Annotated in this window: 38 protein-coding genes and 1 tRNA gene; 24 read left to right on the top strand and 15 right to left on the bottom strand. The window is 49.9% G+C overall.

Annotation, left to right across the window (positions count from 1 at the left end; all coding sequences use genetic code 11):
- Positions 1-102: 102 nt before the first annotated feature.
- Positions 103-324: a helix-turn-helix domain-containing protein gene (locus Q1B11_RS14475; RefSeq protein WP_299733925.1), complete on the bottom strand. Its 222-nt coding sequence runs from the start codon at positions 322-324 to the stop codon at positions 103-105.
- A 141-nt stretch (positions 325-465) separates the two neighbouring features.
- Between Q1B11_RS14475 and Q1B11_RS14470 the strand changes: the two genes are divergently transcribed.
- Complete coding sequence (locus Q1B11_RS14470; RefSeq protein ID WP_299733923.1) at positions 466-798, top strand: helix-turn-helix transcriptional regulator; 333 nt, start codon at positions 466-468, stop codon at positions 796-798.
- 32 nt (positions 799-830) lie between these two features.
- Positions 831-1,928, top strand: coding sequence for a tyrosine-type recombinase/integrase (locus Q1B11_RS14465; RefSeq protein WP_299733921.1), 1,098 nt, complete (start codon positions 831-833; stop codon positions 1,926-1,928).
- A gap of 155 nt (positions 1,929-2,083) precedes the next feature.
- On the opposite strand, the gene Q1B11_RS14460 is transcribed toward Q1B11_RS14465, so the two are convergent.
- The 14 genes from Q1B11_RS14460 to Q1B11_RS14395 form a co-directional block, all read right to left on the bottom strand.
- The gene (locus Q1B11_RS14460) at positions 2,084-3,310 is read right to left on the bottom strand and encodes a phosphoadenosine phosphosulfate reductase family protein (RefSeq protein ID WP_299733919.1); all 1,227 of its coding nucleotides are present in this window, start codon (positions 3,308-3,310) and stop codon (positions 2,084-2,086) included.
- Between the two features lie 9 nt (positions 3,311-3,319).
- Complete coding sequence (locus Q1B11_RS14455) at positions 3,320-4,687, bottom strand: DNA cytosine methyltransferase (protein WP_299733917.1); 1,368 nt, start codon at positions 4,685-4,687, stop codon at positions 3,320-3,322.
- A 356-nt stretch (positions 4,688-5,043) separates the two neighbouring features.
- The gene (locus Q1B11_RS14450) at positions 5,044-5,607 is read right to left on the bottom strand and encodes a 3'-5' exonuclease (protein ID WP_299733915.1); all 564 of its coding nucleotides are present in this window, start codon (positions 5,605-5,607) and stop codon (positions 5,044-5,046) included.
- A gap of 13 nt (positions 5,608-5,620) precedes the next feature.
- A complete protein-coding gene (locus tag Q1B11_RS14445; protein WP_299733913.1) occupies positions 5,621-5,812 on the bottom strand; it encodes a hypothetical protein in 192 nt (63 codons plus the stop codon).
- Positions 5,809-6,039 carry a hypothetical protein gene (locus tag Q1B11_RS14440; protein ID WP_299733911.1) on the bottom strand — a complete coding sequence of 77 codons (231 nt, stop codon included), beginning with the start codon at positions 6,037-6,039 and terminating at the stop codon, positions 5,809-5,811. The genes Q1B11_RS14445 and Q1B11_RS14440 overlap by 4 nt, the downstream gene beginning before the upstream one ends.
- Entirely contained in the window at positions 6,036-7,220 is a 1,185-nt protein-coding gene (locus Q1B11_RS14435; protein ID WP_299733909.1) for a site-specific integrase, read from the bottom strand. Before Q1B11_RS14435 ends, Q1B11_RS14440 begins: the two co-directional genes overlap by 4 nt.
- Before the next feature lie 185 nt (positions 7,221-7,405).
- Positions 7,406-7,609: a hypothetical protein gene (locus tag Q1B11_RS14430; RefSeq protein WP_299733907.1), complete on the bottom strand. Its 204-nt coding sequence runs from the start codon at positions 7,607-7,609 to the stop codon at positions 7,406-7,408.
- Positions 7,606-7,947, bottom strand: coding sequence for a hypothetical protein (locus tag Q1B11_RS14425; protein ID WP_299733905.1), 342 nt, complete (start codon positions 7,945-7,947; stop codon positions 7,606-7,608). The genes Q1B11_RS14430 and Q1B11_RS14425 overlap by 4 nt, the downstream gene beginning before the upstream one ends.
- Positions 7,948-7,963: 16 nt before the next feature.
- Positions 7,964-8,284, bottom strand: a complete 321-nt coding sequence (locus Q1B11_RS14420) for a hypothetical protein (protein ID WP_299733903.1) — start codon at positions 8,282-8,284, stop codon at positions 7,964-7,966.
- Complete coding sequence (gene rdgC, locus Q1B11_RS14415; RefSeq protein ID WP_299733901.1) at positions 8,281-9,195, bottom strand: recombination-associated protein RdgC; 915 nt, start codon at positions 9,193-9,195, stop codon at positions 8,281-8,283. Before rdgC ends, Q1B11_RS14420 begins: the two co-directional genes overlap by 4 nt.
- A 26-nt stretch (positions 9,196-9,221) precedes the next feature.
- On the bottom strand, positions 9,222-9,428 hold the full coding sequence (locus tag Q1B11_RS14410) for a hypothetical protein (protein ID WP_299733899.1): 207 nt from the start codon (positions 9,426-9,428) through the stop codon (positions 9,222-9,224).
- Positions 9,429-9,590, bottom strand: coding sequence for a hypothetical protein (locus Q1B11_RS14405; RefSeq protein ID WP_299733897.1), 162 nt, complete (start codon positions 9,588-9,590; stop codon positions 9,429-9,431).
- 20 nt (positions 9,591-9,610) lie between these two features.
- Positions 9,611-10,087, bottom strand: coding sequence for a hypothetical protein (locus Q1B11_RS14400; RefSeq protein ID WP_299733895.1), 477 nt, complete (start codon positions 10,085-10,087; stop codon positions 9,611-9,613).
- A gap of 199 nt (positions 10,088-10,286) precedes the next feature.
- The gene (locus Q1B11_RS14395; protein WP_299733892.1) at positions 10,287-10,949 is read right to left on the bottom strand and encodes an XRE family transcriptional regulator; all 663 of its coding nucleotides are present in this window, start codon (positions 10,947-10,949) and stop codon (positions 10,287-10,289) included.
- 83 nt (positions 10,950-11,032) lie between these two features.
- Between Q1B11_RS14395 and Q1B11_RS14390 the strand changes: the two genes are divergently transcribed.
- From Q1B11_RS14390 to Q1B11_RS14285, 22 genes are all read left to right on the top strand, one after another.
- Positions 11,033-11,230, top strand: a complete 198-nt coding sequence (locus Q1B11_RS14390; RefSeq protein WP_299733890.1) for a Cro/CI family transcriptional regulator — start codon at positions 11,033-11,035, stop codon at positions 11,228-11,230.
- Positions 11,231-11,291: 61 nt separating this feature from the next.
- Positions 11,292-12,077, top strand: coding sequence for a phage antirepressor KilAC domain-containing protein (locus tag Q1B11_RS14385; protein WP_299733888.1), 786 nt, complete (start codon positions 11,292-11,294; stop codon positions 12,075-12,077).
- Positions 12,074-13,084: a DnaT-like ssDNA-binding domain-containing protein gene (locus Q1B11_RS14380; RefSeq protein ID WP_299733886.1), complete on the top strand. Its 1,011-nt coding sequence runs from the start codon at positions 12,074-12,076 to the stop codon at positions 13,082-13,084. Before Q1B11_RS14385 ends, Q1B11_RS14380 begins: the two co-directional genes overlap by 4 nt.
- Positions 12,987-13,748, top strand: a complete 762-nt coding sequence (locus Q1B11_RS14375) for a replication protein P (RefSeq protein ID WP_299733885.1) — start codon at positions 12,987-12,989, stop codon at positions 13,746-13,748. The genes Q1B11_RS14380 and Q1B11_RS14375 overlap by 98 nt, the downstream gene beginning before the upstream one ends.
- Positions 13,748-14,152 carry a helix-turn-helix domain-containing protein gene (locus Q1B11_RS14370; RefSeq protein ID WP_299733883.1) on the top strand — a complete coding sequence of 135 codons (405 nt, stop codon included), beginning with the start codon at positions 13,748-13,750 and terminating at the stop codon, positions 14,150-14,152. Before Q1B11_RS14375 ends, Q1B11_RS14370 begins: the two co-directional genes overlap by 1 nt.
- Positions 14,149-14,568 (top strand): VRR-NUC domain-containing protein, encoded by a 420-nt coding sequence (locus Q1B11_RS14365; RefSeq protein ID WP_299733881.1) that lies wholly within the window; start codon positions 14,149-14,151, stop codon positions 14,566-14,568. The genes Q1B11_RS14370 and Q1B11_RS14365 overlap by 4 nt, the downstream gene beginning before the upstream one ends.
- Positions 14,565-14,882 (top strand): hypothetical protein, encoded by a 318-nt coding sequence (locus tag Q1B11_RS14360; RefSeq protein WP_299733879.1) that lies wholly within the window; start codon positions 14,565-14,567, stop codon positions 14,880-14,882. Before Q1B11_RS14365 ends, Q1B11_RS14360 begins: the two co-directional genes overlap by 4 nt.
- Positions 14,883-14,899: 17 nt before the next feature.
- Positions 14,900-15,817, top strand: a complete 918-nt coding sequence (locus Q1B11_RS14355; RefSeq protein ID WP_299733878.1) for a hypothetical protein — start codon at positions 14,900-14,902, stop codon at positions 15,815-15,817.
- Positions 15,814-15,975 carry a hypothetical protein gene (locus Q1B11_RS14350; protein WP_299733876.1) on the top strand — a complete coding sequence of 54 codons (162 nt, stop codon included), beginning with the start codon at positions 15,814-15,816 and terminating at the stop codon, positions 15,973-15,975. Before Q1B11_RS14355 ends, Q1B11_RS14350 begins: the two co-directional genes overlap by 4 nt.
- Positions 15,976-16,075: 100 nt before the next feature.
- Positions 16,076-16,151, top strand: a tRNA-Met gene (locus Q1B11_RS14345).
- Positions 16,152-16,352: 201 nt separating this feature from the next.
- Positions 16,353-16,754, top strand: coding sequence for a M15 family metallopeptidase (locus Q1B11_RS14340; RefSeq protein WP_299733874.1), 402 nt, complete (start codon positions 16,353-16,355; stop codon positions 16,752-16,754).
- On the top strand, positions 16,754-17,224 hold the full coding sequence (locus Q1B11_RS14335; RefSeq protein ID WP_299733872.1) for a hypothetical protein: 471 nt from the start codon (positions 16,754-16,756) through the stop codon (positions 17,222-17,224). Before Q1B11_RS14340 ends, Q1B11_RS14335 begins: the two co-directional genes overlap by 1 nt.
- Positions 17,224-17,466, top strand: a complete 243-nt coding sequence (locus Q1B11_RS14330; protein WP_299733870.1) for a hypothetical protein — start codon at positions 17,224-17,226, stop codon at positions 17,464-17,466. Before Q1B11_RS14335 ends, Q1B11_RS14330 begins: the two co-directional genes overlap by 1 nt.
- Positions 17,467-17,471: 5 nt before the next feature.
- On the top strand, positions 17,472-17,870 hold the full coding sequence (locus tag Q1B11_RS14325; RefSeq protein WP_299733868.1) for an HNH endonuclease: 399 nt from the start codon (positions 17,472-17,474) through the stop codon (positions 17,868-17,870).
- A gap of 62 nt (positions 17,871-17,932) precedes the next feature.
- Positions 17,933-18,430, top strand: coding sequence for a phage terminase small subunit P27 family (locus Q1B11_RS14320; RefSeq protein WP_299733867.1), 498 nt, complete (start codon positions 17,933-17,935; stop codon positions 18,428-18,430).
- Between the two features lie 9 nt (positions 18,431-18,439).
- Positions 18,440-20,134 (top strand): terminase TerL endonuclease subunit, encoded by a 1,695-nt coding sequence (locus Q1B11_RS14315; protein WP_299733866.1) that lies wholly within the window; start codon positions 18,440-18,442, stop codon positions 20,132-20,134.
- 2 nt (positions 20,135-20,136) lie between these two features.
- A complete protein-coding gene (locus Q1B11_RS14310) occupies positions 20,137-21,354 on the top strand; it encodes a phage portal protein (RefSeq protein WP_299733864.1) in 1,218 nt (405 codons plus the stop codon).
- Positions 21,329-21,988 carry an HK97 family phage prohead protease gene (locus tag Q1B11_RS14305; protein WP_299733862.1) on the top strand — a complete coding sequence of 220 codons (660 nt, stop codon included), beginning with the start codon at positions 21,329-21,331 and terminating at the stop codon, positions 21,986-21,988. Before Q1B11_RS14310 ends, Q1B11_RS14305 begins: the two co-directional genes overlap by 26 nt.
- A 2-nt stretch (positions 21,989-21,990) precedes the next feature.
- Positions 21,991-23,202, top strand: coding sequence for a phage major capsid protein (locus tag Q1B11_RS14300; protein ID WP_299733860.1), 1,212 nt, complete (start codon positions 21,991-21,993; stop codon positions 23,200-23,202).
- Between the two features lie 84 nt (positions 23,203-23,286).
- On the top strand, positions 23,287-23,676 hold the full coding sequence (locus Q1B11_RS14295) for a hypothetical protein (RefSeq protein ID WP_299733858.1): 390 nt from the start codon (positions 23,287-23,289) through the stop codon (positions 23,674-23,676).
- The gene (locus tag Q1B11_RS14290) at positions 23,676-23,996 is read left to right on the top strand and encodes a head-tail connector protein (protein ID WP_299733856.1); all 321 of its coding nucleotides are present in this window, start codon (positions 23,676-23,678) and stop codon (positions 23,994-23,996) included. Before Q1B11_RS14295 ends, Q1B11_RS14290 begins: the two co-directional genes overlap by 1 nt.
- Positions 23,997-24,012: 16 nt before the next feature.
- Positions 24,013-24,390 carry a hypothetical protein gene (locus Q1B11_RS14285; RefSeq protein ID WP_299733854.1) on the top strand — a complete coding sequence of 126 codons (378 nt, stop codon included), beginning with the start codon at positions 24,013-24,015 and terminating at the stop codon, positions 24,388-24,390.
- Positions 24,391-24,401: the final 11 nt, after the last annotated feature.

Raw genomic sequence — 24,401 nt, 5'->3', positions numbered from 1 at the left:
TACCCAGTATGGAAGCCAGCTCATACCTTATTATGCATTGCTATATCTGGCTTGCGGTGTTTTTGTCCCGTACATAGAACCGAAAGGCAATACGACGCGGTTTTAGTTTTCGATTTTTTTGCGGAATTTCGCCAGGGTGGTAGCGTTGATCGGTTCTCCAGATGCCAGATTTTTTCGAATCTGATAGAGATTTATCAAACGTCGCTTCCCGACTTTGCAGGTTGGAAGCAAACCTCTTTCAACCCAACTGTCCACAGTTCGCACTGAGACACCAATACTCTTTGCGAAATCTTCTATGGTCTGGAAGATTCCCGAGTTTTCCATAGTTGCCATTTCCTCCTTGAAGCAGGATAGTAGTAGTTGCGTATATAAATTCCGTTATATATACGGAATAAAAGATACACTCGATTTCCGTACACTATACAAATATAAAAATAATTAATTTTAAAAAGGTTAATTAAATCAATGAGTAAAATTAATAAAAGAATCGAACTAATACGCAAACTTGAAGGTCTAACCAGAGGGGAGCTTGCCCGAAAATGCAATATTCCAGAGCAGACGCTTGAGAATATAGAGTACGGAAAACAGCGCACACCTGCCGACCTGGTAGAACAAATGTGCGAATTATTCCCATTTGCCAGCAACTACCTCATCACCGGTAAAGCTGAAATTAAATTCACCAAAAAAGAGAAGGAGAAAATAAAGACCCTGATACACGAACTTGAAACCATTGATGATCTTGATACGGAAATCAACAAACGGCGAAGGACGTATAACAAAGAACCCTCCAAGAATTAGCCTGCAAAACAAGGCTAAAAGTGAGAAATCCAATGAGCATAATAAAAGACAGAATGACAGGACTCTGGAAACTCGATGTTCGAGTTGGTGAGTATGGAAAGCGATATCGAAAAACCTGTGAAACCAAACGGGAATGTATCGAATACCATGACTTCCTGAAAAGGAAATACAAGGAAGGAAAGCCCTGGCAAACCGAAGCCGTCGATAATCGACGATTAACCGAATTGATTGAGCTTTGGTATAACGCCAAAGGGACAGACCTTTCAGACGGTTTTCGCAGAAAACAGGTGTTATTGAACATTGCCGCCTTTCTGGATAACCCCATTGCCCGAAGTCTCACCATAGGGGGTTTCAACCAGTACAAGGCAATTAAGAAGGCAGGCAGCTCAACAGAAAAGCCCATTATGGATAAAACCATCAACAACCATTTGAGCTACTTACGAGCCATGTATAACACCTTGATCAAAACCAAGGAGATCAAATACCGGAACCCTCTGGAAGAAGCAGAAATGATCAAGACCCAGCAACCGGAACTGGCCTATCTCACGACAGACCAGGTAGAAACGCTCCTGCATCATATCGACAAGGGCTGTATTAATCCTCATGTTGGATTAATAGCCCGTCTATGTCTAAGTACCGGCGCTCGATGGGGCGAAGTGGAAAGTAGAAAGCTATACCACTTTAAGGACTATCGAGTGCAGTATTCCAACACCAAGGGAAAACGCATACGCTCGATACCTTTAGAGGCTGACTTGTTCGATGAAATCACTGCACACCTGAAAGTGTATAAACGGTTCTGGTCATCCCTGGGAGCATTCAGAAGAGCGTTAAAGCGTTCTGGTATTGAGTTACCGAAAGGACAGGCAAGCCATGTCTTACGCCACACATTCGCCAGTCACTTCATGATGAATGGTGGCAACATTTTGGTACTGCAAAAAATCCTTGGTCATTCTGATATTGTTACCACGATGCGGTATGCAAAGTTTGATCCTGACCACTTAAAGGATGCCACCCGCCTTAATCCACTTTCTTCACAACCTGCCCAAGCCAAGCCTGCCAATTCATTCCAGAAAAATCCAGTTGGACACTTTTTGGACACTTCGCAAAAAACCACCAATTCCCACCCATAAAAAAACCCCGTAGATCAACGACCTACGAGGTTTTTATAGTGGTGGAGACGGCGGGATTTGAACCCGCGTCGATTTTATAAAAATCAATCACTTAACTCTCCGTAATGGCAGAATGCTGTCAAAATTCTTTCCAGATCGCATACTGATCATCACATTTAGACCAGTAATGGTTGCACAACACCTTCGGCAAGAATCAGGTCCATCGCTTCGTCTGCCCTGGGCTCATCTCCCCGCCATTTGTTGGGCCATGTTCTGGCGGCGATCAGTTCCCGAATCCGGGCTTCTTCTTCCTCGTTGATCAGGCTGATGGTTGGGCGACCTCGATCAATGGCAACACGGTTTACGCTGTTCTGGATATCCAGAATTTTGTTGAGCGCATCTTCTCTTGTTTCCAGTGTCAGTGGACCCATTCGCTGCGGGTTAGTTTCCAGAGAGCCGTCGCGGTTACGATCGGTGCCGGGCTTCCGCAGTCGGTGTTTTGGTTCTCTCAGATCACGGTACAGTGGTCTCAGCATTTTCAGTGGTGCCAGGTATGACCAGTGTGACATTCCGACGATGGTCTCCAGTGCTTTATCATCCTGTGCCAGTGGGCAGCCGACACAACCGGTTCGCGCGCTGAGTTCTTCCGCTTCTTCACCACCGTAAGCATCGGCGATGGCTGCTGTTGACCAGTCGCCAAACTCGGCTTGTGGTGCCCAGTGCTTGAGCCATTCCCAGATATGGCACACCCGCCAGTGCAGCAAAGGGGCAAGCGTTGCCACACGGCCACGAATGCCTTTCGCGTTGGGCAGTTCTTTCTGATACCAGCCCTGTCCACACTCAGCCCCATTTTTACCGCAGCTCATGATGATGCGGCTGTCTCTCATGGCGCTTTCACCCTGACGAACGCCGGTAATCATTAAGATACTGTCATCATTCTCACCCATGGCTTCGGCTAGTGAGTCCTGCATCGGGTCTATTTTGATCTGACGGGTACACCAACGCAGGGTGTTGTTATTGGGTGGCGGTACACCACGACCCAGCATGTACACCATAAAACGCTTATCCATGGGAGCCATGACAATATTCACCTCGATGCCACGTTCTTCCAGTTCATCAATAATCTGGTAGGCGGCAATGGAGAGTGGTGGTAATTCCATTCGGGTGTCAGCGTAAAACACGGAGAGTTTTTCAGGGGCTTCGATCATGCCCGATTCAATCATCCATATAATGAGCGTCAGAGTAGCTGAACTGTCCTTGCCACCACTCCATGCAATGCCCCAGTGATTGTGCTCTTTGCCATGGGCCTGCAAGGATTGTTTGGTCAGTTCGATAGCTTCGGTCATTTGCAGTCGCTGTGAATAACCTTCAAAGATGGATGCCTGCAGTTTGTTATTGTTCATGATGATTCCTTATGCTGCTTGTTCTTTGGCTGAACTGATCAGGTTGGCTCTGACCAGTGCTTCGGAAAACTGTGGTGGTACTGCGTTACCGCAGCGGGCTACCTGGTTGGTTTTGGTCAGGCGGTGGCCTTTGGCGTCGTGGTCAATGATGTAATCAGCAGGAAAGCCATTAGCGGTGTAGAGCTCACGGGGTGTCAGCATCCTCATACCAATATCGATGATGGAATACGGTTCACCGGCCACAGTGACCAGCCCGAAACGGTCACGGCTGGTGATGGTGTGGCATGGTTCGGTAATGCTCTGGCCGTCACCTGCACCGTAATACTTCACCAGGAACGCATGGACTTTTTCAGAATGGCTGTTTCGCTTCTGCAGTTGTGCGGTCACCAGTGCGTTATGGTCTTTGCTGGTGATGGTGTGCAGTGGTTCTTTTAAGGATGATCCGGTTACGCCGGTGTAATGTTTCGCAATAAAAGCCGTCACCAATGAAAACGATCCACCCTTTGGATAAGCCGTGATGGTTCTCAATGGCTGCTCAATATCGTGTACCAGGTTGCTGCCGTTGTAATGGGCGATGGGCACAATAAACGGCTTCGGGTTATCCACAACAAATTTCTGAATACCTTTGGCAATCCGGCGCAGTGTGTTTTCTGCCAGTGGTTTCTTGCGTTCGAAAATACTCGGGCAAGGAATTGACCAGTCGATACAATCGGCGGCTGTCTTGTACCGGTTTTGCTCTGTTCCGTGGGTGGGTGTTGGCCAGACAATCGGCTGACCATCACAACGGGCGATGAGGAACAGACGCTTTCTGATGGTGGGCGCTCCATAGTCACAGGCTCTCAGCTCTTTCCATTGAACCTGATAGCCGTAGGATTGCAGCTGGTGGACAAACTGCCTGAACGTATCACCTTTTCGGGCAGGGCAAGCCGTACCGTCCTCCAGCAGTGGCCCCCAGTCCTGAAACTCTTCCACGTTCTCGAGCATAATCACCCGGGGACGAACCCGTTTCGCCCAACGCACCGCTACCCAGGCAAGGCCACGAATCTGTTTGCTTTTGGGTTTGCCGCCCTTGGCTTTGGAGAAGTGTTTGCAGTCAGGGGAGAACCAGGCCAACGCCACCGGACGACCATTGCAGGCTTCCACCGGATCCACTTTCCACACGGATTCGCAATAGTGCCTGGTGTGCGGATGGTTAATGGTGTGCATGGCGATGGCTTCCGGATCGTGGTTGATGGCAATATCTACCGGCCTGTCCATGGCCATTTCAATACCAGTACTGGCACCACCGCCACCGGCAAAATTATCAACGATCAATTCACCGGAGAAATTAAGCCCCATCTGTGGTGGGATTCGGTAATTGTTGGTTTCCTTTTTCATGGCGCAAAAGTTCCCCCTTTGAACATGTGCCAAATTTTTTAATCAGATATTTCTTTGAATCTTTATTTAGGTACTACAATTATTCAGCTCTGGTTCTATGAGGTATTAGTTATGAAGCTGTTCAGTGGTATGCAGGATCATTCCAATCATTTCTTTTTCTCGTTAATGCCAACTCAAGACCAAAACTCTTACCTTCAATATTTATATGATCAAAACTACAGCGTAAGAGATATTTCAAAGCATGTGGTTTTACCTGAGAGTCAAGTTCGGTCAAGGATTTGCGCTCATAGGGGGAGACGCCCTACTTCCCCCTCACCGCAACCTTCTTAGAGACTTCCTTTTTTTCAGGTTACCTTTTACTTTGTAAACAACGACTGCCAAATCACACTCACATATCGTGCCTGATGCATGGCATCAGCCAGCGCATTATGGTGTTCGCCTTCTCTGGGCATATCGTATTTCGGATCAATGCCCAGCTGACGACCGAGCATCACCATGGTTCTGACACAGGTGTCTTTACTAAACGCCCATGGCTGTTTGATCCATGTCGCTTTAAAGGCATTGGCGAGGATGGCGTTATCGTAGGCTGGGCCATTACCCCAGACATGCACTTCAGCCTCTCCGGCATTGCTGGTGATAAATCTGGCCAGTCCGTTCAGGGCTTCTTTCAGGCCAACCCGATTGTCATCATTGAATACCGCCCTGGCTTCTTCGCTCTGCTTCATCCACCACTCAACAGTGGAGGCGTCAATCTGACCGCCGAAGTATTGGGCACTGGAGAGCTTCACCGGCTGATAGAACGTAGCGCCCAGTTCACCAGTAGACGGCTCAAAAAAGACAGCACCAATACTGGCTAATGCGGCGCTGGTGGATTTGCCGGCGGCTTCGATGTCGATCATCAGGTGTTTTGTGGTTGTCATTGTGATGCCTTTTTTAGTTTGTGGTTTTTGCCTGGTAGCTTGTTTCAAATCGAACGGTGAAACAGAGCCAGATGAAATAGTGATAACCAAACTTCCAGTGGAAGATGGGTTTCCAATCCCAGCTCAGTACATTCACTTCGAAAGAGATTTTGAAACCGCCGATCTTCTGGCCGTTGTACCTTCCCCTTGGCCATCTCAGTTTCATGTTGTGGCCTCCGATGGATGGCCAGCACATCGACCGTCACTGTTCATGTTGTCGCAGCCGGAATAATGGGTGTAACCCTGTTCTGCCTGAACGGTTTTCAGATACTCTTTCACCTCCTTGCCGGTGAGCTCACGGCCATTTATTGCCAGCAGACCATTCAGTGTTCGGTTTGATTTCTGCAGCATGTCTTCGATATGAACGCAGACATGAAACGTTCTTCCTTTCACTTTGAGTTCCCCTTCTTCCTGGTTTGTTTTTGGTTTTTCTCTTCCCGGAACAACCCTACTGCACGGTTGCCACACTCCGGATCCGCATCCGGCATCCACTTGCCGTAACGTCTGGCGATCATGGTCCAGTCTGCATGCCCCATCTGTTTCGCTACCCACATGGGGTGTTCACCGGACGACAGCATCATGGAGGCATAGGTGTGCCGTGTCTGGTATGGGTTGCGATATAAGACGCCTGCCTTTTTCAGTGCCGGTGTCCACAGTGTCTTTCTGATGGGCTGGTCGCCTGTCCACGGTTCGTTGGTGCGTGGATTGTGGAAAACGTGCTCTCCTGCCAGAAACGTCCAGGCCTTTTGACTGGTCAGTGCTTCAAGCGCCGGTTCCAACAATTTCACATCACGACGGCCTGAATAAGTTTTGGTGCCTTCATCCTGTTTTGCTGCCTGGGTAAATGCCCTGCGTACCCTGACAACGCCGTTTATCCAGTCGATATCGCCCCAGCGCAAAGCCACCAGCTCAGAAGTACGAAGGCCAGTCCAGAAAGCGAACTCAATCAGGTTTCTGCCCTGACCTTGCAGAGCGCCGAGAATGGCTTCCTGTTCTTCTCTGGTGAATGGATCCACATGATCCTCCTTCGGTTCTTCTTTGCGGGTGTAGCTCCAACCCTGTAATGGGTTCTGGTCGATGACTTCATCTTCCACGGCTTCATCCAGTGCCGAGCGCAGGGGGCTCAATAAGTTACCGATCCGTTTGTTGCTGCAGGTCAGATCTTTGCCCCATGCTTTGATATGTTTGCGCCTTAGGTCGGTCAGCATCAGGTGACCAAAGGCCGGTATCAGTATGTTGTTGACGCTCTTTTTGTAATCGTTGTAAGTGCTTGCCTTCAGCTGGTTCTTCTGGTCATCAAGCCATTTGGTCAGGTAGTTCTTGATCGTCAGTGCATCCCCCGGCAATTTGGCGAACTCTTTCGCCCTGGGGGAATCCGGAAAGGTCACCAGATAATCAAAGGTGCCTTTCTCGATGGAATCCATAATGGCCGCCCGGTGTCGTGCAGCCCGTTTCAGATTAGCGGGGGTGGGCTTGAGCTTGACCCGTTCGCGACAGCGCACTCCCTTATAGGGGAAACTGATTTCGATGGTGCTGTTGCTGACGACTCTGACCCCTGTCGTTTCTCTACCCACGCCTCATAACCTCTTAGACTGATGACAACTCGGTTGCCTGAGACACGGGCGTATTCCCTACCCTCCAGCCATAATCCTTTACTAATCCGCTTGTAGACCCAGCTTTCTGTCCAGCCGGTAAGCTCACAGAACTTATGGATCCGGATGTAATTAACCATTGAATCTCCCCCAAGATTCGTTGACCGTTACTGCTCACGCTTGTACTCCTGCCGGAACTTGCGCCGACACTCAGCACTGCACCAGCTGTTGTTGTGGTTGTGCAGGTGATTGCACTGGAGACAGGGGCGCGGCTTTTTCTTATGGAAGATTTTTTTCAAACCTCCATGAACCGGGCTTGCTAATGCTGACATGGCAGCCAGTGTTGTTGTGAAGCTCTTAAGCTTGATCATGCCTGCTTACCTTTATTGTTGTGCTGGTGGACGGGCAATTCAGCCGTTAACCGAAAGGCCAGCTCCCTGGCACCGGCAATCAGGAAACGATTCAGACGACTGACGCATTCCGGTTCCTGTGATTCTGTCGCCTGTAACAGATTGATCAGGTGGTGGCGCAAGTCCTTGCTGTTTTCCAAATCGGTAAACACGTCATCGAGGGAATACTCAACTCCGTGCACCGTGACCGGTTCATCATTAATCAACAACAGGGTCAGACGGTCGGTTTCTGCAAAGCGTTGCTGCAGTCGTTTATCGTGATCTACCGCTTTGGGTCGAAAGGGCAATACCTTGCTCATGGTCAGACCTCTGTTGTTATGGTTTTTGCTTCGTCGCTGGTTGGTACTGCTCACAGCGAACGTAGTGGATTTTGTTGACGTTATCTTTCTGGATAACCCGGTATTCATTGAATGGCAGCTGGTGGCACTCCTTACTCTCTGCCTTGCTGCAACTCATGCAAATACTTCCCTTTGGTTGATAGGTTTCCAGAGGCAAGTCGTTATTGTTGTTCAGGGTTTCTGCGCATTGTGTTGAGCAGACAACCTGACCGGCCCTGGTACGAATGGAGCGGTTAGCCCGAAAGCCACTTTTGCAGTTCGGGCAGGTCAATAACTCCTTAGGGGTGGAGGGCATCATTCGCCCAGCCCTCCAAGGCCTGAAATCACGTCATCAAGTAGTGGCCTGAACGCACCAACCATCAAATGAAAGTCTGCGTCTAACTGTTGCTGCAGGGTGTCTGCCTCGATGTCGTCCAGCTTGCTGATGTACTCTTCTGAAAACTTCAGAGCAGTCATGCGGAAGTCGTCGCCCAGTTTGAAAGAAATGGTTTCTTTCCAATCCAGAGCTAACTGGCTGACAATCTTGCCTTCTGCCAAATGTTCGCCAATGGCATAGGACATTAGGTTTTCTTTTTTGGCTGTTACACTACCTCCTTCATCACCTGGTTCTCTCAGCTTGCAGTCATCACCAAGTTTGAACGCTATGGGTAGATCTTTATTGCTTAGCCAGCTGGTCATAATGAAAGACGGCATGTTCTTCAGAGGCACACTAATGATCGGCAAACTGCCCAGGCATTCCCGCAGGCAACTGGTGAGCTCTTCGGATTGCCTGAATGAAGCCGCATTGACCACGATCCAACCGTTGGTGGTATCGATATAAGCCAGTGTCGCTTTTTCTTTGGTGAAGGCTTTGGGCAAAAGCTCCATCACCACATCGTCTTTTAATGCCCTGCGCTCTTTGCTGAATACCTGGCGATCCTGCTCTTGCTCGATCTGTTCAATCTTTTCGTCAAGAGCATCATTAATAACGGATGCCGGTAGAATCTTTTCTTCACGCATGGCACACACCAGCAATGCGCCTGCCGCTTCATGCACCAGTGCTGTCGCTCTGCGCCCCAATGCAGGCACCCAACCATAAGTGCTAAAGTCCTGACTGCCGCATGGACGAAATCGTTTTTCCTGCAGTTTCTCTTCCAGCTGAATACCGTTTAACTTAAAAGGTTGAGTGAACTGGTAAACCACCAGATTTTTAAATCGAATGCTGCTCATGTTTCCCTTTCCCCATTACCTGATGTTCAGGCTGTTATCTTTGGTTTTGCTTTAAACAACTGCTGTAGTACATGCTGTTTTTCTAACTCGTCCTGCTCGTCCAGCCATTTGAACAGCTCCACTTCTGCGCTCACTGGCCTGTGTCCAGCAGTGGCGGCAACAGGTCGGGATGTTCTCCTTACCCGTGCGGCCACAATGCAGGCATTGTTGAATTGCCGGTTGTAAGCGCCCATTCATAGTGCGTCCCATCCTGGTCTATTGAGGAAGACCACCAGCCTGTGCAGCAGTCGTCTTCTTTTCTGTTCTTCTTTGCGGGCATCGTTGGCTGCCAGTTGCCCTCTCAGTTGCTGGTTGGCCACCAGCTGCTTTTTGTTTTTTATTCTTATGGCTTGCATGGTGTTGCCCTGGGTAATGGTTATGGTTGGGCGTTGTCGTTTGTTTCTGGCAGCTCCACTGGTACCGATTCAATGAATGGGTCTTCTTCTTTTTCTCTGTCTTTGTACTCGAGCAAAAATAAATCGACGGGTGTGGGCGTGATGGATAAAGTGATATCGCCCTCTTCATCGCGAACGAACTTGAAGACGCTAGTGCTCACAACGAAGGTTTCTGGCAGAGATTCAGCGTCGTACTTCTCCCATTGACCATCGTCAGTTAGAGGGTTGGTAACAAGCACTCTGTAAAGGTGGTCGTTATAACCGAACAGGGTTTCATGCATCTGCTGGAAGATGGCACTGCTTTCCTTTCTGGCCTGTTCCATCTGTTCCTGAATGTGCTTGACCTTGTTTTCAGCATGCAGGTAATCGCTGCTCAGCTTCACAAGTCTTTTGAGTGCTTCTTTCTTGCTGGTGGGTGTCTGGCAGTCTTGAGTGCTGGCTTCTGGATTGTTGTTCATTTCGGCTTCCACGGTGATTATTGACTGTTCGTTCGTTTTGATACCGTGGTATTAATATAAACCTTAGGTTTACATAATATCAACCCCTAGCTGAAAAATATTTCAACCTAGAGTTTACATTATTGTTTTAGCTTAAAAAAAAACCCCTGCATGAGGGGCTTATGATCTGAAAAACAGCTAATTACGGGGCTATGAGGGCTTACTCTGGGGTCATTTTGCAGACCACAACACCACAAATACGGGTATTTTTCGTGATATCAATAGTTTTGAATTGAGGGTTGATGGGTTTTAAGAACCTATGACCAGCGTCTTCTATGTAAGTTTTGAAAGTCACTTCGTCAGTGCCGTCAATATGAGCAACGACGCGACACCCATTAGTCACTGGTTTATCAGGATCTACATAGATGATGCAGCCAGGTGGGTAGCTTCGATCATTAGGGTAAGGGCTGGTCATAGACTCACCCTGAACGGTCAGAGCATAACCTCTTGAGCCAATGGGTACCGGGCACGGCAACAGATCTTCACAATATTCGGCAGGTGTCGCACCAGGTGTTTCACAAAAATCACCCGCTTGCACCCAACTGATTAGCGGCACTAATACAACTTTCCGATTATTTGGTAACGGTACAACGTTGTAGTCTAACTCTCTGTCCATTGAACCTATGCCAGATAGCAGCCACGAAGCACTGACACCAGTCGCTTTGGCTAGCCCGTCAAGGCTCTCCCTACTGATGTTCCCTGTTTTTAGCCATTTAGTTATTGCCTGAGGCGTCACCCCTATCTCAATCGCTACTTTACGTTGAGATTTTCCAGACCGTTCAATGGCCACGCTTATTCGATGTGCAATGTCAGACTCAACCATAGGTTTATATTTTGCGTCATTTGGGGTTGCACAGGAATAACTGCTAAGTTTATTATCAATGCAAACCTGAGGTTGATATAACAATGGACGCAATAGAAAAAGCAGCCAAGATTGCCGGAAGCAAAAGAAAGCTCGCCAGACTTCTGGGGATCACTGCCCAGGCGGTAAGCAAATGGGAACGGATTCCTTCTGATCGTGTTATTCAGATCGAGCGTTTACTTGAAAGAAAAATAAACCGGCAGGAACTCCGGCCTGATCTGTATCCACCAGAGCCGGAATAAAAATACATAAGTTAAGCAAAACCAGTTTGTAGAAGAACACCTACACAGAGGGGGAAACTGTATGAAGGTGTCGGACTCGTGCACCATGCCGGTGATCGCCGGTGTGGAAATCAATATGGACGATCAGGGTCGTTTTAATCTGAATGCCCTGCACCGTGCCAGTCAACAGGGGATGGCAAAACAACCATCAAATTGGTTACGCCTTGAATCAACTCAGGATTTAAAGAACGAACTGATTGATTCATTTAACTCATCAGATGTGATGAGTATACCCATTGTTCAGAAAGAAGGGCGTGCTGGTGGCACGTTTGCCCATGAGCTTTTGGCAATCTCATACGCGGGTTGGATCAGCCCTGCTTTTCAGCTACAGGTGAACCAGACCTTTCTGGATTACCGTCAGGGTAAACTGCAACCGGCGTTTAATCCGGCGCAGCTCTCCCGTATGGATATTCTGCAGATGGCCATGGATGCCGAGCAGGAGAACAGCCAGTTAAAGCAGCAGATTGAGGACAGTCGCCCGAAAGTGGCTTTTCATGATCTGGTGACGGCTTCCGATCAGGAGGTGCCCGTCAGTGAAGCGGCCAAGATTCTGGGTAGTGGTGAACAACGCCTGTTCTATTTCCTGCGTGAGTATGGGTACCTGATGAGCCATGGTCGTGAACGCAACCTGCCCTATCAGCGTTATATCGATCAGAAACTGTTTACCGTCAAGCTGAAGTCTTACCACCATCCTGAAGATGGGCAAACCCCTTATCGTCAAACACTGGTGACCGGTAAAGGGTTGGTGCAGCTGGCTAAACACCTGCGGGAAATCGAGGTACGTGAACGACTGGGGATGACTGCATGAATGCCAGGGAATATGAAGCCCTGTCCGATGAGTACCTGACCCATGAAGCACGGTCGCTTTATGTGTTGTGTCTGCGTCAGCACATGGATTTTTCCACAGGGCTGGTGGGTACTGCACGACGACGGGTGAGTTATCAACAGTTTAAAGAACATTTGTCGGTGAGTCGCCCACGGCGCTCAACCAAACCGCCATTTATCCCCAGTCTGCAACAGCTTAGGGGCTTTGTGGATGAGTTAGTCAGAGTCGGGCTGGTGGAGCGTTTACCCATTCAGCACCGGCAAGACCCAATGGTGTTTCGTCTGCCCTTGGCGACAGCTGATGCTAATCCGTTGTTATTCCGCCCAAATGAAGAGCAACACCTGAGCAACAAAGAACAGCAACAGAAAGAACAACACCAAGAGCAACAAAGCGAAACCCCATTAAATCAAGGAATTAACCCGCAAGAGCAACAGGAAGAACAACACCAAGAGCAACACCTGAGCAACAAAGAAGAGCAACATACATCCGTTACTTCCGTTAATACATCACACACTAACGCGAACGCGCACGAGGATTTTGCAGAGCCCATCTCTACGGCGGATGAATTTGACGCCCGATTTGCTGAACCCGCATCTGACGACTGCTGCCCACCAGCCACTGATAACCGTGGTCGTAAGTTTTCCATGTTTGCCCAGTGGCAACCGGATCACACGTTTACCGATCAGGCGTTCACTCTGGGGCTGGATCTTCGCTCGCTGGATATGGATCAGGGGGAGCACATTGAACAGGCGCTGGAAGAGTTCAAGACCTGGTGGATTGAATCACGCCCCAGTGCAGCGAACACCCAGCGACTGTGGCAGCAGAAGTTTATCCAGACCAGCCTGAAGCGAGAGTTTGAAAAACATAACAACAATTCCTACGGAGCGAACCATGGAAACGGCCATTCAAAAAATACAGGTAAGTATCAACCATCGGCAGTTACCAAGCCCTTCACCGCTGAAGACTTCGACCTCGACGCTACGTGGTGATCAGCTCTCCCGTGAACAGCGCAATGCGGTGAACCTGTTTTATGCACGTATCAAGACGGTGTACGGCTCCAAGTTCAAGGTGACGTTTCCCAGTGCAGAGGATGAGCAATTGTCCAAGGCGGAATGGGCAGGCCAAGTGATGAACCTGAGTCAGGAGGATATTGAACGGGGTGTTGAGAAGCTGAAAGCAAAGATCGTGGAAGGCCATAAGGATTACCAGTGGCCAAATGTGCCATTGATTGCTGCACTCTGCCAGCCACAGCCAGAAGACTATGGTCTGCCATTGCAGGAACAGGCATGGCACGAAGTGCAGGGCAACAGCTACCAGGTAGACCGTCATCAGTGGAGTCATCCGGCAGTTCGGGAAGCAGGCAAGCGCACTGGCTGGTTCGACATCATGAGCTGTGTGGATGACCGCCGTCGTCGAACCCTGAAGGAGCAGTTTGACCGGCACTATGGGTATCTGTCCCGTCGGGTGATGAATGGGGAGTCATTGACTGGTGCACCGCTGTTGCTGGAAAGCGATCAGGATCAGAAAAAAAGCCTGACGGAGCAGCTGATGGAGCAACAGGCCAAAGCATTGGAAGACCAGATGCGCTCCATGGGGATTAATCCCGCTGGTGGTCGTGCGGAGTTTTTGAAGCGAATGAAGGGGGTGCTGTGATGGCGAAGGTGAATTATCGCTGCTCCGGTGAAAACCGCGAAAGGGTGATGGGCTTGCATGACAAAGGGCTCTCTACTGCGGAAATTGCTTCTGTGCTGGATCTTTCTGAAAGCTGCGTGTGCAAACACAAAAGGGCGCTGGGGATTCCTCCGCAGAAGAAACCGGTGTCTGAATCGATGTTGGATGAAATGCGGTTTCTGTTGTCGTCTGGTGAATCCGTGGCAGAGGTCGCCCGTCGTGTAGGGGTGACTGAAAAGACGGTGTATCAGTATTTCCCCACCAGCAAGAAGCAGGACAGCTGCATCAGTGAGGCGCTTTCACGTCCAGTTACTCGGTTTATGGCATTGAGATGGAGAAAAGGCGATGCCACTGCATCGGTGTTTGATGGAGTGAACAGAAAATGATTCCCGTTAAAACAAGTGCTGCCAAAAAACCAAGAAAGCCGAACATTGATCGCGAAGGCATACAGCAGAGCCATTTTTTTAACTGGCTGAAGTTTGCCTATCCGGAGGTGTACGACCATGCGTTTCATGTTCCCAATGGTGGGCGCAGGGATGGCAAAACCGGCGCAAAGCTGAAACGTGAAGGGGTTAAGGCCGGTGTACCTGACATTGTGGTTGCCACTTCCAAAGGCCACTGGCACGGATTGTTTATCGAGTTCAAGGCAGCAAGGCCGCACTCAGCATCGGTCAGCACAGAACAGAAACAATGGATTGAACGGTTAAGCCGTGCCGGATACCTGGCTGTGGTGTGTCGTGGGCTCGAAGAGGCAAAGAAAGCCATTGAAGATTACCTGATGGCTGATGAGGTGCCCCATTGAGCAAGCCCAGACCAAAACAAAAAAGCAAAGGGGCCAGCGGTACCGAAAAGCGGATGCTCATCAAATGCCCTTACCAGGACTGCACGGACGGAATGGTTAAAGGCATGTTTGGCAGCCGCTCTGAATGCGCTACCTGCAATGGTTCCGGGCTGGTGGATGCTGAAACCGGTGAACCACTGCCCGATCAGGAGATTATCAGACAGTTGCTGATTCGATATCAGGAACAGAAGTGGCAAATCTATGAGCTGAAGAAATGCCTGACTGAGCAAAGCGCACGTTTAGCGCAATACGAACAAGATGAGCGCGGTCGGTAACAGGGGGATTTGGGGGAATGAAATTTTATACAGCCAGGCAGGCAATACACGACGCCTACGCCATACACATGCGCAGTAAAGGGTTTGAAGTCAATCTCACTGCCGCCGTTTCTGAGCTTGATGTATTGAAAGAGCTCTCGGCCATGCGGCGCAAGCTGGATAAGTGGCAGAATGATGAGCAGCTGACACCGGCACAAAAACGACAGAAAGCCGAGTTACTGACCAAAATTGATCAGTATGCCCCTGTTGCCTTTGCCCATGGTGACCGCTCTAGCAAAGTGGACGCCGACCGTTTGATATGGGATAGCAAAGATGCAGCTAAGGTTATTTCGGTTGTGGAAGGCCTGCCGGTTCATTTGAAAGCTTGGTGTTACTGGTGCTATTCACCTCTGGGCGATACCAATCAGAGTTGGTTGAAGCTGGTGGATCTTCAGAACACGGTCAAGCGATACCAAAGTGAAGCGGACGAGCTTTCCAATATGGCTGCAGGGTTGCCTGATCGCATTGCCAAATGCAAAACCGATGAGCGCCGAGCTGAATTAGAGGCGATTGATACTGATGAGCTGAACTGCCGGGCTATGAAACTGGAGGCCGAGGCCAGTCGGTTTGAACGCAGCCTCCGACAGCCTAACCATTGCGCTCCTTTCTGGAACTGGCTTGATGAGCGGATTGTTGAACAGGCTCCCGCCAAGATCAGAAAGAAAACGCTGTTGCATGTACGGGATGTGTGTCGTGCATCTGTTTATAACTATCGGCATCAGGTGGTGACGGGGATTCAAAAACCTTTGATGAGCAGGAAAGTGGTTTGTGAAAAGTTTGATGTGCCTTCTTCCAACTTTGAAGGCTCTTATCGCCCGTGGGTATCGTGGGCTTCCGTCATGTGTGATGAGCTGGACAAAACCGCACTTCCCCAGATAGCAAGGAAAATGCGATGAGAAAAGCTACTCGGGAATGGCTGGAGCATTTGGCCAGGGTTAAGAATAATTCAAAGGCTCAGGAGATTTTGAAATACATTCTTGAGTTGGAACAGAAAGCGGATGGTACTTCAGCGGCAAAGCATCAGATTGAAATGCCAATGAGGTTCAGTAAGTAACTTTTGCTTAAAACATCGGTTTTGGAACATAATTCCCACTATCGAAAACCTCACCCCGCTTATATAACAAAAGCAGAGTGGGGTTTTTTATTGCCTTTTTAGCGGGGTGGAGAAGTGGTCATCTCGTCGGTCTCATAAGCCGAAGAACGCTGGTTCGAATCCAGCCTCCGCTACCAATCATTTCTTAGCGATATAAAGACGACTTACCTCGTATCTAACCTGTGATGCTTTATAGCGGAGGTAGAGGGTAGTTTGGTGTGGCAAGCCATTAACGTGTCAGCAAGCCTTTCTATACGACGATTTAACGATTTCCCCCTGTGAAACGGTGTCACCCGGTGTTCCCCTGCACCGGGTTGTACCCTTACGGACACATTCCCATGCCTGCATTCTCCCAGCGATCAAAAGACCGGCTCGCTACCTGTCATCCTGACCTGCAGCGTCTGATGAATAAGGTGGTGGAGCGTTACGACATTTCCATTATCTGCGGTCATCGTGGAGAGGAAGAGCAGGAGAAGGCCTTTCGGGAAGGCAAAAGCAAAGCCCGTTTTGGTCAGAGCAAACACAACAGTTATCCATCCAGAGCAGTGGATGTTATTCCATGGCCGTTTAATCAGGACGACTGGAAAGACTGCGACTACTTCAATCATATGGCCGGTTACATCATGGCCGTGGCTGATGAGCTGGGTATTCGTATTCGCTGGGGTGGTGACTGGAATATGAACCGGCGCACGTCCGATGAGACGTTTCTGGATATGCCGCACTTTGAGTTGATGGACTAATGATTCAAGCAATCGCAGGACTGATTACCAACGGCATTACAGCGTATACCGAACGCTCAAAGCAGAAAGCCCACCTGAAGAACCTGGAACTCTCAGGCGAGTATCGCTTAAAGCAGGCACAGATCGACAGCCAGATCAAACGGGTTGAAGACGGTGACAATGCAGCGATCAGTCTGGATCAGCTCAGCTTTCAACATCGAGGCTGGAAAGATGAATACCTGTTGTTGTTTACCACAGCGCCGGTATTGATTCTGTTTCTTGCACCGCTGGTGGATCTCATTCTGTTAGGCGATAGCTATCAGGCTGGTGCACTCTCTGCTGCTGTGATTGCTGGCTTTACCGCATTAAATCAGACGCCTGACTGGTATTTGGTGGCGTTGGGGTTGGTGTTTGTGGACACCCTCGGATTCCGTAGGTTATTGCGGGGCTTTATTGAGAATAAATTAGGGCAGTTGTCAGGTAAAAAGTAGTGACTGAACCACACACATCAACAGCTGTCGCAGGTGGTGCCGTTGCAACCGGTATCTCATTGAAGAATTCCGCTGTCGCCAGGAGCTTCAGCGATGCGACATGGACTCAGGTAATGGATGGATCTTTCGAGTTGTACATGTCCGACATTCTTGCAGTCGTCGGTGTGGTGGGTTTGGTGTTCAATATCTGGCTGGGATTCCGCAGGGATAGACGCCAGGAGAAGCAGGACCACGATAAGTAACGGTTATGCCTGCCCGATTAAAGAGAGCCTGCCGTAAGCCTGGTTGCCCGGGCACTACCACTGATCGTTCCGGTTATTGTGAGAAGCACCAGCCCACAGAGAGCAGCTGGACACAGTGGCAACAGCGCAAAGGCAACACGACACAGCGCGGTTACGGTTCGGATTGGCGCAAGATTCGCCAACGAATCCTGCAAAGAGATAAGGGATTGTGCCAGCAACACCTGAAACAAGGGCTGGTTGTTCCTGGTAATCATGTGGACCACATCAAACCTAAGGCACAGGGAGGCGATGACAGCAACGCCAACCTGCAGACACTCTGCACCCAATGCCACCAGCACAAGACCGCCATAGAGCGTAGCATGCAGGGGGAGGGGGGGAGCGAATCTCTACAGCCTATTTCCTAATGACCGCCGCCCCAGGAACATTTTTACGTGTCCAAAATTAAAAATTCTGGATTGGTGATTTTATGACTGCACCTCGCCGTCCGGGTCAGGGTCGCAAGCCCAAACCCAACGCCCAGAAAAAAGCATCGGGCAGTCGTCATGTAAAGGCGAATGAACCCACCTTCACAAACATCAGCAGCGCAGACGCTCCCGAATGGCTGGATGATCTTGCTATTGGAATGTGGAACACCGTCTGCCCTGAGTTGTGTAGTCAGCGAATTCTTTCAACCACTGACCTGCACAATCTGGAAATGTTCTGTACTGCCTACTCCAACTGGCGACAGGCTCAGGATGAAATTGCAGAAATGGGTGTCACCCTCGTAGATGTGATGACAGACCAGATGGGCAACGTGAAAGAAAAACGCTACAAAAACCCCGCCTGCACCGTGGCCAATGAAACTATGAAGCAGGTCAGCAGCTTTGGTGCATTACTGGGGCTCGATCCTGCCAGCCGCCAACGGTTGATCGGTGCAGGCCCAGAGAAAAAGGAAAACCCATTCAGCAAATTGCTGGGGAAATAAGCACATGCAATGGCGTACCCACATGTTAATGCAGCCAATAAGTATGCGCGGGACGTGGTTTCAGGTCGCATCCCAGCGTGTAAATGGGTAAAGCTGGCGTGTCAGCGTCACCTTGACGACCTGAAGAAAGGCGGTAAGGACTGGCCGTACCGGTTTGATAAAGACAAAGCCGAAACGGTTTGCCAGTTCATTGGTCTGCTTCCCCATGTAAAAGACGACTGGGGGAAACGTCGGGAGCTCATCAAGTTAGAGCCCTGGCAGACCTTCAACTTTTGCAGCATTTTCGGATGGGTAAAAAAGAAAAACGGCAAACGTCGTTTCAGAGATATTTACAACGAGATACCCAGAAAGAACGGTAAATCGGTCATGGCTGCTGGTACCGGCCTGCTCTGTTTTGTGGCTGATGGTGAGTACGGCGCCGAAGTCTACAGCGGTGCCACCACCGAAAAGCAGGCGTGGGAAGTGTTCAGCCCTGCAAAAAAGATGGTGCAGAAAACACCAGAGCTGAAAGAAGCCGTAGGCATTGAGATCAACGCCAAAAATCTTGCCATTCTGGAGGACGGCTCCAAGTTTGAACCCGTGATCGGTGATCCCGGTGACGGTAGCTCACCAAGCTGTGCCATCGTTGACGAATACCACGAACACAAAACCTCCGCACTGTACGACACCATGCGTACCGGAATGGGGGCACGAAGTCAGCCGCTGTTGTATATCATCACCACCGCTGGCTTCAATATCTCCGGTCCCTGCTACGAAAAACGGCGGGAAGTGGAAGCGATGCTGGAAGGCACACTGCCTAATGAACACCTGTTCGGCATCATCTACACCATTGACCCGGAAGACGACTGGACCGATCCGGCGGCATTAAGAAAAGCCAACCCGAATATGGGTGTGTCGGTGGGTGAAGAGTTTCTGCTCAGTGAGCAGCAGAACGCCATCAACATCACCAGCCGTCAGAATAAATTCAAAACCAAGCATCTGAACATCTGGTGTAACGCCAAAGATGCCTGGCTTAACCTGCAACAGTGGGAAAAATGCAAACGCACCCTGAACATTGAAGACTTCAGGGGCGTGGATTGCTGGGACGGGCTTGATCTGGCATCACGGCTAGACATTTGCTCTCACGTCAAACTGTTCAAAAAATCCGTTGACGGCAAAGACCATTACTACTGCTTTGGTCGGCACTACCTGCCAGAAAACACCATCAGTGCCAGCGACAATAACAAAAACCGCGATGCCTACGAAAGTTGGGTAAAACTGGGCGCACTCACCGCCACCGATGGCGATGAAATCGATTTCAACCAGATTCGTGATGAAGTGCTGGAACAGGCAGCCGATTGCCCACCCCACGAAATTGCATACGACCAGTGGCGTGCAACCCATCTGGCACAGCAGCTGGAAGCCGAAGGCGCATCAACGGTAGAAGTAAAACAGGGTTATGCCTTATCACCCGCCATGCGGGAACTGGAAGCCGCCATTCAGGCCGGGCGATTCCATCACGATGGTAATCCGGTGATGACGTGGATGGCATCCAACGTCGTTACCCGTGAGTTGAAAGGCAACCTTTGCCCGATGAAAGATTCCAACGACCGCAAAATAGACGGCATGGTTGCACTGTTAATGGCGTTGGATCGGGCCATGAGTAACGACGTTAAAGAAGATCTTTCCAACCACCTCGAATCCGTAGGCATCAGGTCACTCTAATAATGGGCTTTATTTCAAAATTATTCGGCCGCAAGAGTGCCGAGGTCGCTTCGACTCCGGAAGAACTGGCAGCCATGATCGGCGGCTGGTCTTTCGACGGTTACAGTGGCAGGAAGATTAACAGTCGTGTTGCCATGCAGTTAACCGCCGTATTCGGCTGTGTTCGTGTACTGTCTGAATCCGTGGGAATGCTGCCCTGCAGTCTGTTTGAGCTTAAGGGTGACCAACGGGAAAAAGCTTACGACCATACGCTTCATCAACTGCTGAGCATTGCCCCCAATGATTACATGACGCCCCAAGAGTTCTGGGAGTTGCTGGTGGCCTGCCTTTGTCTGCGTGGAAATTTCTACGCCTACAAAAATCGGGTAATGGGTAAGGTCAGCGAGTTATTACCGTTGGATCCGGACTGTGTGGTTCCCAAACTCGATAGCAAGTGGAATCCGGTTTATGAAGTCACCTTTAAAGATGGCACTCGGGATGTGCTGACACAGGATGAAGTCTGGCATGTTCGCATTCTTACCCTGGATGGTTTGAACGGTCTTAACCCTATTGCCTACGCACGTCAGGCCATTAGTCTGGGGTTGGATACCGAACAGTTCGGCGGCCAGCTGTTCAAGAATGGTGCTGTGGGTTCCGGCTCTCTGGAAACCGAACAGCAACTGTCCGATACCGCATTCAAACGACTGAAGGCTGATTTTCAGGATCGGCATCAGGGCATGGAGAACATGCACAAGCCCTTCATTCTGGAAATGGGTTTGAAGTGGAAGCAGATCACCATGAAAGCGGAGGACACACAGTTTCTGGAAACCCGCAAATTCCAGAAAGATGAAATCTGCGCCATCTTCCGTGTACCTCCCCATATGATCGCCAATTTGGAAAAGGCCACCTTCAGCAATATCGAACACCAGGCGCAGAGCTTTGTTAATTACAGCCTGATGCCCTACCTGACCCGAATTGAACAACGGATTAATGCCGGGCTGCTCAACAAGGAAGACCGTGGACGTTTTTACGCCAAATTCAATGCCGGTGCGCTGCTTCGGGGTGACATGAAAAGCCGGTTTGAAGCTTACAGCCGCGCAATCCAGTGGGGCATTTATAGCCCGAATGATTGCCGGGATCTGGAAGACCTCAATCCAAGAGACGGCGGCAACCTCTATCTGACCCCTATGAATATGACGACCAACCCGGAGAGTAATGATGCTGACAAAACAACGGCTTGATACTCCGCTGAAAATTAAGTCGGTCAGCGAATCCGGCGAATTCAGCGGTTACGGTTCTGTCTTTGGTGTGAAAGACAGCTATTCCGACATTGTCTTACCGGGTGCTTTTAACGCATCCCTTGCCAGCTGGCGGGAGAAAAACAAACTGCCAGCCATGCTCTGGCAGCATCGCATGGATGAGCCCATCGGCATATATACAAAAATGGAAGAAGACGACGAAGGCTTGTATGTCGAAGGTCGTCTGCTAATTGATGCCGATCCACTGGCCAAACGAGCCCATGCTCATATGCAAGCCGGTTCCCTCTCCGGTCTTTCCATTGGTTATAGCCTGAAAGACTACGAGTGGGACAAAGACAAAGGTGCATGGATGCTGAAAGAGATTGATCTCTGGGAAGTCTCACTGGTCACCTTTCCCGCTAACGACGAAGCCCGCATTTCTGAAGTAAAGAATGCCCTGAAACGGGGTGAATCCGTTTCACCCAAACAAATTGAGAGAGTCCTGCGCGACGTAGGTCTGTCCCGCTCTCAGGCAAAAGCCTTTATGTCTGAGGGATACACCGCACTGAAACAGCGCGACGCTGACGACGAAGCGGCACTGGAAACCCTGAAATCCATTAAAAACATCTGGAGCTGATTATGGCCGTTGATATTAAGGACATTGAAAACGTCGCGACTGAACTCAAGAGTTCCTTCGACGAATTCAAACAGAAAAACGACAAACGCCTCGAAGCGGTTGAACAGGAAAAAGGCAAGCTGGCTGAACAGGTTGAAAGCCTGAACGGAAAGCTCTCTGCACTGGATGAATTGAAGTCCGGTCTGGAAGCCGAGCTGAAAGAAATCAAACGCCCTGGTACCACCGAAGGTGCCAAGTCCAAGGAAGCCAAGGAGCACAAAGAAGCGTTTAATCGTTTCCTCCGTAAAGGTGACGACAAAGGGCTGGCAGAGCTGGAGCGCAAAGCACTGAGCACCGGCTCTGAGGCTGACGGTGGTTATGCCGTGCCTGAAGAACTGGATCGCAGCCTGATTGAACTTCAGCGCGATGCCGTCGTTATGCGTCAGGAGTCCAACGTCATCAGCGTAGGTACCAGTGATTACAAAAAACTGGTTAACCTCCATGGTGCCTCCTCCGGATGGGTTGGCGAGGAAGATGAGCGGCTTGAAACCAATACGCCGAAACTCTCCCAGATCGTGCCGTTTATGGGCGAAATCTACGGCAACCCGCAAGCAACTCAGACCATGCTGGATGATGCTTTCTTCAATGTTGAGCAGTGGCTTAACAGTGAACTGCAGATCGAATTCGCAGAGAAAGAAGAATCTGCCTTTACTGCCGGGGACGGTAGCAAAAAGCCAAAAGGTTTTCTGGCTTACGCCATGACCGAAGAAGCAGACAAGATTCGGGCCTTTGGCAAACTGCAATACATCCGCTCTGGCAATGTGGGTGATATCACTGCTGATGCTGTACTTCAGCTGGTCTACACCCTGAGAAAAGTGCATCGTATGGGTGCCAAGTTCATGATGAACAACAGCAGCTTGTTCAAAGTGCGCACCCTGAAGAACTCCGAGGGAGATTACCTCTGGCGTCCGGGTCTTGATGCTGGCCAGCCTTCTACCCTGGCAGGTTATGGCATTGCCGAAAATGAAGAGATGCCAGACGTAGCGGCTGATGCTCTGCCTATCGCCTTCGGTAACTTCAAGCGCGGTTACACCATTGTTGACCGTATCGGAACCCGTGTTCTGCGTGATCCGTACACCAATAAGCCGTTTGTTGGCTTCTACACCACCAAGCGTGTGGGCGGTATGGTGTCTGATTCTCAGGCCATCAAACTGATGAAGATTCAGTCCAGCTGATTCTGAAACAGTAACGTCTGATGCAGTCTGAGTGGGCGGGATACTCTCCCGCTCATCCTTTCCACACCCGAAACGGAAACCGTTATGATCACGATCAGGAAAAAATTCAACTGGTCACCCAACGGCTATGAAGTAGAAACTGTGCCTGCCGGTGCGTATGAAACCTTACCCGAAAGAGCGGTAGCCATTGCCGAAGCCATGGGATTGGTAGAAGATACCGACGGCGAAGACGCCCGTCTCAAAGCTGAAGAAGAGGCAAAAGCCCAGGCTGAAGAAGAGGCACGTCTGAAAGCGGAAGCCGGGCAAAAGGCCGAAGAGGAAGCCAAGGCGCAAGCCGAAGCTGAACAGAAAGCCAAAGAAGAAGCTCAGGCAAAAGCTGAAGCTGAGCAGGCTGAGAAAGAAGCAAACAAGCCTGAAGACACTGCCACAGCCGAACCCAAAAAGAAAAGCAGCAAGAAAGCCCAGGATAAATAATGCAGTTCCTCACCACCGATCAGATCAAACAACAGTGTCGTCTTGATCTTGATGACAGCACCGACGATGCCTACCTTGAACTGATCGGTGAAGCGTCGGAGCAGGCGGTTGAAGCCCATCTTAACCGCAAACTCTATGCTGATGCCGTGCCCGATGAGGATTCTAACGGCCTGGTGATTAACAATCCGGTACGTATGGCCATGTTACTGATGGTTGGCCAACTCTACGAAAACCGTGAAGCCACCAGTGAGCTCACCATGAAAGAAGTACCGCTGGCCTATAGCTATCTGTTAGAGAGTTACCGCATAATTCCCGTATAAATAGAAAGGGGGAATTATGAAGCGCAAACTCAAACTGGTTTTCTGGCTGTTTGTGATCGGGTTTTCATTGAAGATCCTGTTAGAAAGCAGCGTCAACACATCACCACCCGTTAGCACAGCACCTGCTAAAGAGGTTAAAGCTGACCCGGTGAACACTGCCCGAGTCGTTTGTCGAATGCTGGTGAAAGATGCTGCTGAATATCGGGACACCGTTAAATTCCAGAACATCATTCCTGAGCAAACACCGGAAGGTGATGTGATTATCAAACTGAACTGGTCTGCTGAAAACCGGTTTGGTACATCGGTTCGCCATGAATCCCTCTGTATTTATGATGATGAGGTGACCTTCTTCACGGTGAATGACAAAGTGCTGATAGAAAAATCGAAAACCTAAGCACGACCCAA

It is taken from the genome of uncultured Endozoicomonas sp., assembly GCF_947495845.1.
Lineage (GTDB): Bacteria > Pseudomonadota > Gammaproteobacteria > Pseudomonadales > Endozoicomonadaceae > Endozoicomonas.
Note: the sequence above shows the minus strand (reverse complement) of the source record. Positions and strands in the feature narration are given on the sequence as shown.

Bases quoted from the DNA above. Each gene is read 5' to 3' on its own strand.
- Q1B11_RS14340 (WP_299733874.1), top strand. From the start codon at position 16,353: ATGCCTGCATTCTCCCAGCGATCAAAAGACCGGCTCGCTACCTGTCAT.
- Q1B11_RS14285 (WP_299733854.1), top strand. From the start codon at position 24,013: ATGAAGCGCAAACTCAAACTGGTTTTCTGGCTGTTTGTGATCGGGTTT.
- Q1B11_RS14375 (WP_299733885.1), top strand. From the start codon at position 12,987: ATGGAAACGGCCATTCAAAAAATACAGGTAAGTATCAACCATCGGCAG.
- Q1B11_RS14325 (WP_299733868.1), top strand. From the start codon at position 17,472: ATGCCTGCCCGATTAAAGAGAGCCTGCCGTAAGCCTGGTTGCCCGGGC.
- Q1B11_RS14390 (WP_299733890.1), top strand. From the start codon at position 11,033: ATGGACGCAATAGAAAAAGCAGCCAAGATTGCCGGAAGCAAAAGAAAG.
- Q1B11_RS14290 (WP_299733856.1), top strand. From the start codon at position 23,676: ATGCAGTTCCTCACCACCGATCAGATCAAACAACAGTGTCGTCTTGAT.
- Q1B11_RS14445 (WP_299733913.1), bottom strand. From the start codon at position 5,812: ATGAAACTGAGATGGCCAAGGGGAAGGTACAACGGCCAGAAGATCGGC.
- Q1B11_RS14420 (WP_299733903.1), bottom strand. From the start codon at position 8,284: ATGATGCCCTCCACCCCTAAGGAGTTATTGACCTGCCCGAACTGCAAA.
- Q1B11_RS14365 (WP_299733881.1), top strand. From the start codon at position 14,149: ATGATTCCCGTTAAAACAAGTGCTGCCAAAAAACCAAGAAAGCCGAAC.
- Q1B11_RS14315 (WP_299733866.1), top strand. From the start codon at position 18,440: ATGGCGTACCCACATGTTAATGCAGCCAATAAGTATGCGCGGGACGTG.
- Q1B11_RS14335 (WP_299733872.1), top strand. From the start codon at position 16,754: ATGATTCAAGCAATCGCAGGACTGATTACCAACGGCATTACAGCGTAT.
- Q1B11_RS14475 (WP_299733925.1), bottom strand. From the start codon at position 324: ATGGAAAACTCGGGAATCTTCCAGACCATAGAAGATTTCGCAAAGAGT.
- Q1B11_RS14410 (WP_299733899.1), bottom strand. From the start codon at position 9,428: ATGGGCGCTTACAACCGGCAATTCAACAATGCCTGCATTGTGGCCGCA.
- Q1B11_RS14385 (WP_299733888.1), top strand. From the start codon at position 11,292: ATGAAGGTGTCGGACTCGTGCACCATGCCGGTGATCGCCGGTGTGGAA.
- Q1B11_RS14430 (WP_299733907.1), bottom strand. From the start codon at position 7,609: ATGATCAAGCTTAAGAGCTTCACAACAACACTGGCTGCCATGTCAGCA.
- Q1B11_RS14380 (WP_299733886.1), top strand. From the start codon at position 12,074: ATGAATGCCAGGGAATATGAAGCCCTGTCCGATGAGTACCTGACCCAT.
- Q1B11_RS14370 (WP_299733883.1), top strand. From the start codon at position 13,748: ATGGCGAAGGTGAATTATCGCTGCTCCGGTGAAAACCGCGAAAGGGTG.
- Q1B11_RS14465 (WP_299733921.1), top strand. From the start codon at position 831: ATGAGCATAATAAAAGACAGAATGACAGGACTCTGGAAACTCGATGTT.
- Q1B11_RS14295 (WP_299733858.1), top strand. From the start codon at position 23,287: ATGATCACGATCAGGAAAAAATTCAACTGGTCACCCAACGGCTATGAA.
- Q1B11_RS14395 (WP_299733892.1), bottom strand. From the start codon at position 10,949: ATGGTTGAGTCTGACATTGCACATCGAATAAGCGTGGCCATTGAACGG.
- Q1B11_RS14355 (WP_299733878.1), top strand. From the start codon at position 14,900: ATGAAATTTTATACAGCCAGGCAGGCAATACACGACGCCTACGCCATA.
- Q1B11_RS14455 (WP_299733917.1), bottom strand. From the start codon at position 4,687: ATGAAAAAGGAAACCAACAATTACCGAATCCCACCACAGATGGGGCTT.
- Q1B11_RS14425 (WP_299733905.1), bottom strand. From the start codon at position 7,947: ATGAGCAAGGTATTGCCCTTTCGACCCAAAGCGGTAGATCACGATAAA.
- Q1B11_RS14460 (WP_299733919.1), bottom strand. From the start codon at position 3,310: ATGAACAATAACAAACTGCAGGCATCCATCTTTGAAGGTTATTCACAG.
- rdgC (WP_299733901.1), bottom strand. From the start codon at position 9,195: ATGAGCAGCATTCGATTTAAAAATCTGGTGGTTTACCAGTTCACTCAA.
- Q1B11_RS14320 (WP_299733867.1), top strand. From the start codon at position 17,933: ATGACTGCACCTCGCCGTCCGGGTCAGGGTCGCAAGCCCAAACCCAAC.
- Q1B11_RS14350 (WP_299733876.1), top strand. From the start codon at position 15,814: ATGAGAAAAGCTACTCGGGAATGGCTGGAGCATTTGGCCAGGGTTAAG.
- Q1B11_RS14310 (WP_299733864.1), top strand. From the start codon at position 20,137: ATGGGCTTTATTTCAAAATTATTCGGCCGCAAGAGTGCCGAGGTCGCT.
- Q1B11_RS14405 (WP_299733897.1), bottom strand. From the start codon at position 9,590: ATGCAAGCCATAAGAATAAAAAACAAAAAGCAGCTGGTGGCCAACCAG.
- Q1B11_RS14305 (WP_299733862.1), top strand. From the start codon at position 21,329: ATGATGCTGACAAAACAACGGCTTGATACTCCGCTGAAAATTAAGTCG.
- Q1B11_RS14400 (WP_299733895.1), bottom strand. From the start codon at position 10,087: ATGAACAACAATCCAGAAGCCAGCACTCAAGACTGCCAGACACCCACC.
- Q1B11_RS14450 (WP_299733915.1), bottom strand. From the start codon at position 5,607: ATGACAACCACAAAACACCTGATGATCGACATCGAAGCCGCCGGCAAA.
- Q1B11_RS14470 (WP_299733923.1), top strand. From the start codon at position 466: ATGAGTAAAATTAATAAAAGAATCGAACTAATACGCAAACTTGAAGGT.
- Q1B11_RS14300 (WP_299733860.1), top strand. From the start codon at position 21,991: ATGGCCGTTGATATTAAGGACATTGAAAACGTCGCGACTGAACTCAAG.